7 protein-coding genes and 2 pseudogenes are annotated in these 8,418 nt (G+C 65.6%); 6 read left to right on the top strand and 3 right to left on the bottom strand.

Annotation, left to right across the window (positions count from 1 at the left end; all coding sequences use genetic code 11):
• Positions 1–95: 95 nt before the first annotated feature.
• Positions 96–326: a tyrosine-type recombinase/integrase gene (locus FHS07_RS16240; RefSeq protein ID WP_183420940.1), complete on the top strand. Its 231-nt coding sequence runs from the start codon at positions 96–98 to the stop codon at positions 324–326.
• A gap of 35 nt (positions 327–361) precedes the next feature.
• On the opposite strand, the gene FHS07_RS16235 is transcribed toward FHS07_RS16240, so the two are convergent.
• Positions 362–1,090: a hypothetical protein gene (locus tag FHS07_RS16235; RefSeq protein ID WP_183420939.1), complete on the bottom strand. Its 729-nt coding sequence runs from the start codon at positions 1,088–1,090 to the stop codon at positions 362–364.
• 262 nt (positions 1,091–1,352) lie between these two features.
• Here FHS07_RS16235 and FHS07_RS16230 point away from each other — a divergent pair, with 262 nt between their 5' ends.
• The 5 genes from FHS07_RS16230 (at position 1,353) to FHS07_RS16210 (ending at position 7,181) form a co-directional block, all read left to right on the top strand.
• A complete protein-coding gene (locus tag FHS07_RS16230) occupies positions 1,353–2,624 on the top strand; it encodes an ABC transporter substrate-binding protein (protein WP_183420938.1) in 1,272 nt (423 codons plus the stop codon).
• A 79-nt stretch (positions 2,625–2,703) separates the two neighbouring features.
• A complete protein-coding gene (locus tag FHS07_RS16225; RefSeq protein ID WP_183420937.1) occupies positions 2,704–3,729 on the top strand; it encodes a carbohydrate ABC transporter permease in 1,026 nt (341 codons plus the stop codon).
• On the top strand, positions 3,726–4,643 hold the full coding sequence (locus tag FHS07_RS16220; protein WP_183420936.1) for a carbohydrate ABC transporter permease: 918 nt from the start codon (positions 3,726–3,728) through the stop codon (positions 4,641–4,643). The genes FHS07_RS16225 and FHS07_RS16220 overlap by 4 nt, the downstream gene beginning before the upstream one ends.
• 34 nt (positions 4,644–4,677) lie before the next feature.
• Positions 4,678–6,171: a GH1 family beta-glucosidase gene (locus tag FHS07_RS16215; RefSeq protein WP_183420935.1), complete on the top strand. Its 1,494-nt coding sequence runs from the start codon at positions 4,678–4,680 to the stop codon at positions 6,169–6,171.
• A complete protein-coding gene (locus FHS07_RS16210; RefSeq protein ID WP_183420934.1) occupies positions 6,168–7,181 on the top strand; it encodes a LacI family DNA-binding transcriptional regulator in 1,014 nt (337 codons plus the stop codon). The genes FHS07_RS16215 and FHS07_RS16210 overlap by 4 nt, the downstream gene beginning before the upstream one ends.
• 120 nt (positions 7,182–7,301) lie before the next feature.
• On the opposite strand, the pseudogene FHS07_RS16205 reads toward FHS07_RS16210, so the two are convergent.
• Positions 7,302–7,994: pseudogene (locus FHS07_RS16205) on the bottom strand (VOC family protein); the annotation flags it as partial.
• Between the two features lie 125 nt (positions 7,995–8,119).
• Positions 8,120–8,323: pseudogene (locus tag FHS07_RS16200) on the bottom strand (phosphoribosylaminoimidazolesuccinocarboxamide synthase); the annotation flags it as partial.
• Positions 8,324–8,418 lie beyond the last annotated feature (95 nt).

Here is an 8,418-nt window from a genome sequence, read left to right as displayed (position 1 = left end):
CCGCCGGTCTCGAGCAGGCTTCGGGCGATGTAGTTAGTCAGGTTGCGGAACCCGAGTGCGGAGCCGCGCAGGTGTTCGAGCCGTCCGTTGAGTGCATGCACACACTGCGGCACTCCGCCGCGATGCGGCTGCTGGAAGCCGGTGTCGACGTCACCGTGATCGCGCTCTGGCTCGGCCACGAGCAACCCGCGACCACCGCGAACATCTACCTGCACGCCGACATGACCCAGAAGGAGCAAGCCATCGCACGCGTGGCCCCGCCAGGGATCACCCCCGGCCGCTACCAGCCTCCCGACCCGCTGTTGGCGCTCCTCGAAGCCCTCTGATTATGCCGACCTCCGCTCCCGTGATCACTGCGATCTCAGGCCAAGGTCGGCATAATCCCGAGGTCGGCGTAATCCGAATCGATCCCGAGGATCGGGAACGGGAAGCTCGCGGTGGCGTCCTTGATCGCCGCGAACACCCACTTCTGCGCCTTGTTGCGCACCGACCGGGTCTCCGTCCACCCGGTCGCGATGTCGGTGATATCCAGCGTGAAACAGAACTCGCCCTTACTGTTGCCGCCCTCGTGGCCGACGAGATCGATCTCCACGAACCCGGGCACTGCGTCGTCCCACTCCGCCCACGTCCGCATCGGGATCGAGTCCTTCAACAGCGTGCCCGGCTTGGTATGCGACCGGCCTCGCAGCGTTAGCTTCGCCCAGTCCGCGCTCAGGCGCCGATCGATCGTGGCCGGCGCGATCTGCAGCAGCAGCGTCGCCGTCTCATCGTCGACGTTGAGTTCCCCGAGGCGGCGGAGCCGGGGCACAAGGTCCGGCAACGCCGCGGCCAGCAGCCGCCCGCACGGCGTGCCCTGCACCGCCCAGAGGAACCGCAACGCCTTGATCACCGCCTCCCCATAAAGCGGCGGCCGGGGTGGTCGGGGCCTCACGACCTTCAGCACCAGCGCCTGCGTCAACGCCTTCCGCGCGTGGCTGCGATGCCACCCGTTCAGCTCGCAGACCTGGTCCAGGATCTGACCCTTGCGGGCCCGATCACCACGCCGATAGTCCAGCGCGAGCTTCTTCGTGACAGCCTTGCGTTCGCTCATCGTCAGCCCCATAGCTCAGGGCCTACCGACGCCGCGACGCGGACCCCGGCAGGCACACCGCTACGCGCGCAATCCCAAATGATTCTTCGATACCCGCTACGCGCGCATTTCTGATGAAAAAACGCGCTCTCTTGACATGCTTGGGAGCGCTCCCGTACAGTGTCTCAGGAATCCGGTGAGAACGCTTCCAAGGATCGAGTTCTTGCCGTGAGCTCAACCCCTGCACCACAGACAGCAATACATCAAACACAAAGGAGTGACAATGAACTCACGTGCCATCCGCCGGGGCTCTGCGGCGATCGCCGCCCTCTCGGCATCCGCGATGGTCATCGCCGGCTGTTCGAGCAGCCAAGGGTCCTCGACCGACCCTGACGGCGAGGTGACTCTCACCGTTGCAACGTTCAACAACTGGGGATACACCGACGAGCTTCTCGCGGAGTACTCCAAGGAGCACCCGAATGTGACGGTCGTGCTCAACAAGGCGGCGGGGTCGGACGACGCGCGCGCGAACTACTTCCAGAAGCTCGGCAAGCAGGGTCTCGCCGACATCGAGGGCGTCGAGGTCGACTGGCTCCCCGAGGCGATGCAGTACTCCGACCTGCTCGCCGAGGTTCCCGACAGCCTTGAGGGGCGCTGGCTCGACTGGAAGGCGGAGGCGGCCACCGACAAAGACGGACGCCTCGTCGGCTTCGGCGCCGATGTCGGTCCGCAGGCGATCTGCTATCGCGGGGACCTCTTCCAGGCGGCCGGCATGCCGGGCAGCCCCGACGAGGTGGCGACCCTGTTCGAAGGGGACTGGGAACACTTCCTGGACGTCGCAGACCAATACCGCGAGGCCACCGGTAAGCCGATGATCGACTCCGCGAACTCGGTGCTGCAGGGAATCGTCAATCAGATGGAATACACCTACGACAAGCCGGACGGCACCGTCATCGCTACCGAGAACCCCGACATCAAGGAAGCGTATGAACTCGTCGTCGAGCGTGCCATCCCGAACTCGGCCTACCCCACACAGTGGACCGATGACTGGAACGCATCGATGGCGAACGGCGAGTTCGCCGCAATGCTCTGCCCGACATGGATGCTCGGAGTCATCGAGGGAAATGCCCCTGAGGTGACCGGCTGGCAGGTCGCTGATGTCTTCCCCGGCGGCGGGGGAAACTGGGGCGGCTCCTATCTGACCGTTCCGGCAAACGGGCCGCATGTGGATGCCGCGATCGAGCTCGCCACGTGGCTTACCGCACCGGAGCAGCAGATCAAGGCGTTCGCGAATGCGGGAACCTTTCCGAGCCAGCTCGACGCATACGAGAACCCTGAGCTGACCGACTTCGTCAATCCGTACTTCAACTCGGCTCCGACGGGTCAGATCAGTATCAACCGCGCCGAGGCGGTGACCGTCGTTCCGTACAAGAGCGCGAACTACTTCAAGTACCAGGACGCGCTGCAGAACGCCGTCACCCGAGTGTTCGACGGCTCTGAAGACGCGAAGACGTCGTGGAAGACCTGGGTCGCCGAGGCCGAAGCCTTCTCATGATCTGAAACTGCGGGCCGCGCCTTCGCGTGGCGCGGCCCGCACCCCACCATCCCCGATCAACGCTGATTTGGAGCCTCCCATGACTGTGAACGCCACCCCGACGCAGACGCCACCGGCGTCACCGCCTCCGCCTCCCGAACGAACACGACAGGTCAAGCCGGCCCGCCATCGGCGAAGCAACCTGGACCTGAAGCTCTCGCCGTACCTCTACATCTCGCCGTTCTTCATCCTGTTCGCGGTCGTCGGGATCTTCCCGATCGTGTTCACCGCGGTGATCTCATTCCAGGAGTGGGATCTGGTCCGAAACACCGGCACCTTCGTCGGGTTCGAACAGTACGCGTGGATCCTCAGCCAGCCGCAATTCTGGGTCGCGCTGCGCAACACCTTCAGCATCTTCCTGCTCTCGACAGTGCCGCTGCTGATCATGGCGATCCTGATCGCCGCGATGCTCGACCGCAACATCCGAGCCAAGACATTCTGGCGGATGAGCACCCTGCTTCCATTCGTGATGGCGCCCGTCGCCGTCGCACTGATCTTCAGCAACATGTTCGGCGACAGCCACGGGCTCGTGAACACACTCCTCGCCAACATCGGGCTGGGCCCGATCCCGTGGCACACGGACCCGTTCTGGAGTCATGTCGCGATCTCGACGATGGTCAACTTCCGCTGGACCGGGTACAACGCCCTCATTCTGCTTGCCGCGATGCAGGCAGTGCCTAGGGAGTACTACGAGGCGGCGACCGTCGACGGGGCGAACGCGCTCCGTCAGTTCTGGAGCATCACCCTTCCCTCACTCAAGTCAACACTCATCTTCGTCATCATCACCTCGACCATCGGTGGGCTGCAGATCTTCGACGAGCCGCGCATGTATGACTTCGCCGGAGAGGGCGGGGCCGCCCAGCAGTGGCTGACGATCACGCTGTACCTCTACAACATCGGCTGGGGTGAGTTCAACTTCGGCCGGGCCGCGGCGCTGGCCTGGATCCTCTTCATCATCATTCTGATCATCGGCCTGATCAACCTCGCAATCACCCGACGCCTCGTGCGCGACGAGGGCGGCCGTGGAGTCACGGCGCCCCGCCGACGGAAAGGAATCCAGCGATGACCTCCATCAGCTACCCACCGCTCGCGATCATCGAAGAGGGCATCCCGAACGCGAAACGGTCGCGCAGAGGCCGGCGAACGACCAAGATCCGCGGCGTCCGCGCCGGCACGTGGGTATACATCGGGCTCGGTGTCGTCGCCTTGTCGGCGATCTTCCCGTACTACTGGTCCTTCCTGATCGGATCAGGGACCGCCGCGACGATCAACGACCCCAGTATGTCGTGGATCCCGGGAGGCAACTTCATCGCCAACGCACTGGCGGTGGTGAACGATCCCGCGGTCAACTTCTGGCTAGCTCTGTGGAACTCGATCTACAGCTCCGCCCTGATCGCAGCATCCGTCGTCATCTTCTCGACACTCGCCGGGTGGGCGTTCGCGAAACTGCGCTTTCGAGGCAGCAAGTGGCTTCTCACCTTCGTCGTCGCGACGATGGCCGTGCCGATGCAGCTGGGCGTGGTTCCCCTGTACATCCTCTTCGCCGATCTCGGCTGGACGGGAACCATCGGAGCGGTGATCGTGCCTGCTCTCACGAGCGCGTTCGGAGTGTTCTGGATGACGCAGTACCTCGGCCAGACGGTCCCTGACGAGCTGATCGAGGCATCGCGCATGGACGGGGCATCCATGATCCGCACCTTCTGGACTGTCGGGGTCGTCGCCGCGCGTCCGGCCGCGGCAATGCTGTTCCTGTTCACCTTCGTGGGGGCGTGGAACAACTTCTTCTGGCCGTTCATCGTCCTCGACCGACAGAGCCCGACGCTCCCTGTAGCGTTGGCGCTGCTGCAATCGAATTACTTCGTCGACTACTCGATCGTCCTCGCCGGCGTCCTCCTGGCGACGATTCCACTCATCCTCCTGTTCATCGTCGCTGGAAAGCAGCTCGTCAGCGGCATCATGGCGGGAGCGGTGAAGGGCTGATTTGACCATCCACGAGAGAAGGACTTCTACCGAAATGCCCGAAACGACCGCGCGCGAGTTCCCACCCGGCTTCCTTTTCGGAGCCGCCACAGCCGCATACCAGATCGAAGGCGCCGCTCACGAGGACGGCCGCCGCGACTCCATCTGGGATGTCTTCACCAAGGTGCCGGGCGCGGTGATCAACGGTGAGGACGGCGAGATCGCTTGCGACCACTACCACCTGTATCAAGACGACGTCGCCCTCATGGCGTCGCTGGGGCTGCAGACCTACCGATTCTCGACCTCCTGGTCCAGAGTGCGCCCCGACGGGGGTGCACTGAACCCGAAGGGCGTCGATTTCTACAAGCGGCTGGTCGACGAACTGCTGCAGGCCGGGATCCTGCCGTGGCTGACGCTCTACCACTGGGATCTGCCTCAGGCGCTGCAGGACCGCGGCGGGTGGACGAGGCGTGAGACCGCAGACCGGTTCACGGAGTATGCGCTCGACATGCATGACGCTCTCGGCGACCGAGTCGACGTGTGGACGACGCTCAACGAGCCGTGGTGCTCGTCATTCCTCGGCTACACCGCGGGACTGCACGCGCCGGGGCACTACAGCAGGAGCGAGGGGATGCTGGCAGCCCACCACCTGCTACTGGCTCACGGACAGACGGTTCGCGCGCTGCGCGCACGTGACTCGTCGCTCGACCTTGGGATCTCGCTCAACCTCACGGTCGCAGACCCGGCTGATCCCGCTGAGCCGGCCGACGTCGACGCCGCACGGCGCATCGATGGTCAGTTCAACCGATGGTTCCTCGATCCGATCTTCCGCGGCAAGTACCCCCAGGACATCTTCGACGAGATCGCCGACGATGCCCTCCGTGCGGCCATTACACCAGGCGACCTGGAGGTGATCTCGACCCCCATCGACACCCTCGGGGTGAACTACTACCACGGCGAGTTCGTCGGCGGGAGCCCGCCGGCAACGCCTCCGGGATCGGGCGATGCCCCCACCCAGCGTCGCGGCCAGTCGCCGTTCCCCTCGTCGGAGAACATCTTCTGGCACGACCGCGGTCTGCCCCGCACCCCGATGAACTGGGAGGTGCAGCCCGAGGGGCTCACCCGGCTGCTGGTGCGCGTCTCGGACGAATACGCGCAGCCAGCAGGCACTTCGCTGATCGTGACCGAGAACGGCGCGGCGTATGATGACGAGCCGGTGCTCGAGGACGGCACCATACGAGTGCACGATCACGAGCGCGCCGACTACGTGCGTCTGCATCTGGGGGCGATCCTGGATGCCGTCGAGGCCGGCGTCGATGTCCGCGGATACTTCTACTGGTCGCTGATGGACAACTTCGAGTGGGCGTGGGGCTATGCGACGCGATTCGGCATCGTACGCGTCGACTACGAGACCCAGGAGCGCGCGGTGAAGGACAGCGGTATCCAGTACGGTCGAATCATCGCCTCCCGAATCCTCGACTCCGAGACGACAGCCGGAGTCTCGCCGAGTCCGGACGCCGCGGCATCAGCCGCCTCGATGACGACATGACGACCGAGGCGATCCGGGCGCCCGCGACCCTCGAGGGGGTCGCGGCGCTCGCAGGCGTTTCACGATCGACGGTGTCGCGCGTGGTCAACGGTTCGAACTCCGTCAGTGCCGATGCGGCCGATGCGGTGCAGCGTGCCATCGCCGAACTCGACTATGTGCCCAACCGGGCGGCCCGTTCGCTCGCACGCAGGCAGACGCACGCGATCGCGCTCGTGGTGCCCGAGGACACGACACGTTTCTTCGGGGAGCCGTTCTTCGCCGCGATCGTCAACGGGCTGAACGACCGCGTCGCCCGGTCCGACTACGTGCTGAGCCTGTTCATCGCGAACGACGATGCAGACGACAAGACCACCAGCTACCTCCGCAGCGGCAGCGTCGATGGCGTGCTGATCGTCTCACACCACACGAACGACAGGTTCACCGACCGCATCGCCACCGCCGTGCCCGTCGTGTACGGTGGCCGACCACTGCGTCCGCGAGGGAACGACTACTACGTCGATGTCGACAACGTCCGAGGGGGGCGAGATGCCACGCAGTATCTCATCGCGCAAGGCCGCCGCCGTATCGCGCACATTGCGGGCCAGCTCACCATGCCTGCCGGGGTCGATCGCCTGACCGGTTTCCGTGAGGCGCTCGCGGACGCCGAGCTCGATCCGCATGTCATCGAGGACGGGGGCTTCACAGCGGAAGGGGCCGCGGACGCCATGCGGCGCATCCTGGCACGACGTGACCTACCCGACGCGGTGTTCATCGCGAGCGACCTCATGGCCCGCGGCGCGCTCGAGGTGCTCGTGACGGAGGGCATCGGTGTACCCGACGACATCGCGATCATCGGATTCGACGACTCGCCGATGGCGACATCGGCGAGTATCAAGCTCACGACCATGCGTCAGCCCTCGTTCACGCAGGGTCAGCAGATGGCGGATGTGATGCTGGAGCTGCTCGCCGGCCGCAAGCCCCCGTACGTCACGATGCTCGCCGCGGAGCTCGTGGTGCGCGACAGCGCCTGAGCCCCGAAGGTCACGAGGCGGTCGCGCGGATCCGGTTCGTCCAGGGGTCGTCGAAGCCCGGGTCCGACCACCCGCGGAGGCGTCGTCGCGGACGGTGAAGCCGTGGTCGCGCAGGCGTTCGCCGAGCGCGCCGAGGGCGTCGGCATCCGGCAGCGCCAGGTCGACCCGGCCGAGGCCGAGTGCCGGCATCCGGGGTCCGGCTCCGCGGGAGTTCCACACGTTCATCGCCATGTGATGGTGGTAGCCGCCGGCGCTCACGAAGGCGGCCTGATTGCCGAGCGCGGCGGTCTCGTCGAACCCGAGGGCGCCGACATAGAACGCGCGAGCGGTTGCGACATCGCCCACCGACAGATGCACATGACCCACGGATGACGCGTCCTGCGCGGTCGCGCCCTCTGCGGCGTCTTCGGTGAGATGCTCGCTGAGGAACGCGTTCGGGTCGAGGAAGAGCGTCGCCATCTCGACGCGTCCGTGCACCCATGACCACTCGGTGCGCGATCGATCCCAGTAGAGCTCGACGCCGTTGCCCTCGGGATCGGTGAAGTAGAACGCCTGGCTCACCAGGTGGTCGGCGGAGCCGGTGAAGGTTCGGGGTGCGTGGCGGGCCACCGAGTACAGCGCCGCGGCGAGTGCAGCCGGGGTCTCGAAGAGGATCGCCGTGTGATAGTGCCCGGCCCAGCCCGGAGCGGCATGGCGAAGGGAGGGCTCGCGGCGCAGCACGACGATCGGGCGGCCAGCGCGGCCGAGTGTCACCGTCTCGCCCTCGGAGGAGAGAACGTCGAGCGTCACCACATCGCGGTAGTAGCGGGTCATGCCGTCGAGGTCGCCCACGTACAGCGTGACGGCCCCATCGAGGTGTCGGCGGCGAGCCAGTCACCCGGAGCCTCGAGTAGTTCATTCATGTGCATAGACAACGCGGTGCGGCATCCCGGCATTCCTCACGATGTGAGGCGGGAGAGCAGCTCGCGATAGCGCTCGGCGGTGCGCGCGACGATCTCGGCCGGCAGCGCCGGGGGCGTGCCGGTCTTGTCCCAGTTGGCGGCGAGCCAGTCGCGCACGATCTGCTTGTCGAAGCTCGCCATGCGCTCGGTCGGGGTCGTGCCCGACCGCCAGGCGTCGGCATCCCAGTAGCGCGACGAATCGGGCTCATCCCAATCGGGGGTGTAGGAGTTGGGGTCTGAAGCCGCCGGTCTCGAGCAGGCTTCGGGCGATGTAGTTAGTCAGGTTGCGGAACCCG

The organism is Microbacterium proteolyticum (assembly GCF_014192415.1).
GTDB lineage: Bacteria > Actinomycetota > Actinomycetes > Actinomycetales > Microbacteriaceae > Microbacterium > Microbacterium proteolyticum.
This window is presented reverse-complemented; position numbering and strand designations above follow the sequence as displayed.

What these genes read in the sequence shown, in the direction of transcription:
- FHS07_RS16240 (WP_183420940.1), top strand. Translation starts at nt 96, where the DNA reads ATGCACACACTGCGGCACTCCGCCGCGATGCGGCTGCTGGAAGCCGGT.
- FHS07_RS16235 (WP_183420939.1), bottom strand. Translation starts at nt 1,090, where the DNA reads ATGAGCGAACGCAAGGCTGTCACGAAGAAGCTCGCGCTGGACTATCGG.
- FHS07_RS16230 (WP_183420938.1), top strand. Translation starts at nt 1,353, where the DNA reads ATGAACTCACGTGCCATCCGCCGGGGCTCTGCGGCGATCGCCGCCCTC.
- FHS07_RS16225 (WP_183420937.1), top strand. Translation starts at nt 2,704, where the DNA reads ATGACTGTGAACGCCACCCCGACGCAGACGCCACCGGCGTCACCGCCT.
- FHS07_RS16220 (WP_183420936.1), top strand. Translation starts at nt 3,726, where the DNA reads ATGACCTCCATCAGCTACCCACCGCTCGCGATCATCGAAGAGGGCATC.
- FHS07_RS16215 (WP_183420935.1), top strand. Translation starts at nt 4,678, where the DNA reads ATGCCCGAAACGACCGCGCGCGAGTTCCCACCCGGCTTCCTTTTCGGA.
- FHS07_RS16210 (WP_183420934.1), top strand. Translation starts at nt 6,168, where the DNA reads ATGACGACCGAGGCGATCCGGGCGCCCGCGACCCTCGAGGGGGTCGCG.